The sequence below is a fragment of the Candidatus Obscuribacterales bacterium genome, assembly GCA_036703605.1.
Taxonomy (GTDB): Bacteria; Cyanobacteriota; Cyanobacteriia; order RECH01; family RECH01; genus RECH01.
The window spans coordinates 1-1,002 of sequence record DATNRH010000373.1; the positions used below are offsets into that span (position 1 = coordinate 1).

General features: G+C 54.0%; 1 protein-coding gene. It reads right to left on the reverse strand.

Annotated elements, in window-relative coordinates:
• Positions 1 to 512: 512 nt before the first annotated feature.
• Positions 513 to 680 carry a hypothetical protein gene (locus V6D20_07845; protein ID HEY9815696.1) on the reverse strand — a complete coding sequence of 56 codons (168 nt, stop codon included), beginning with the start codon at positions 678 to 680 and terminating at the stop codon, positions 513 to 515.
• Positions 681 to 1,002 lie beyond the last annotated feature (322 nt).

The following is a 1,002-nucleotide window of genomic DNA, read 5'->3' on the forward strand; positions in this document are numbered from 1 at the left end:
GTGGCTTTGGTGTGGTTTACCGTGCCAAGTACCAAAACAAGATCGTGGCCCTGAAGGAGGTGGCTGTATCTGCCAGTAGGCTAACCCTTGGACTCACTGCGCAGATAAGGCACAAGAGATCTACCAGCAGTTCCGCCAAGAGGTCTGGCTGGCCTCCACCATCACCCATCCATGCATTGTCCGGCTCTTTGGCTGCTCCCTTACCCCATGTACATTGCTCATGGAGCTAGTCACTGAGGGCACGCTGCATGATTTCCTCTTTGAGAGCAAGAAGGAGCTAAACATTCACATGATTGTAACCGCCGCATTCTAACGTGACAGTACAAAGTCTCACTCAATGTGGCTGAGGCACTCCGAGCCCTGCACACCCGGAAACCGCCCATTATTCATCGCGACATCAAATCACCGAATATTCTGATGGTCAGCTTCAACCCCTTTCACCAGGTCGTGTGCAAGGTGGCGGACTTTGGCGAGTCCCGTACTGGTAAGATTGCCAAGCCTACTTACCCTTTTCAGTCGCTGCAAAGATTATTGGCCGTGAAAACCTTGGCAACCCACTCTGGCTCGCCCCCGAAGTAATGAAGGACAACACTGAGTATGACGAAAAAGCGGACATATTCTCGCTGGGCATTGTCATGGGTGCTGAACTCCTCCGCCGTGCCCCACCTTACGAGGAGCATGAAGTAGCCCGGGGTCAGTTTACCTACAAATTCGAAGATGCCATTATCGAAGGTAAGACGGCGTAGCCCACTGACTACGTTAGGGCTTCGGCCGACTATCCCCAAGACAGCGCCTCCTGCCTTTGCAGAGCTTGTGGAGGAGTGCTGGGACAAGGATCCGGAAAAGAGGCCTCCCGCGGAGGCAGTTGCCTTTAGGATTCGGGCATTTCTTCGTGAGTTGGCTGCCCAAAGGCAGCGGCGTATCGTTCAGGAGGAAAACCGCGTTGCCATCCCCGCCACTGCCCTCTGAGGAGCCACCTCTCTATCCTATGTATCAAGTGTG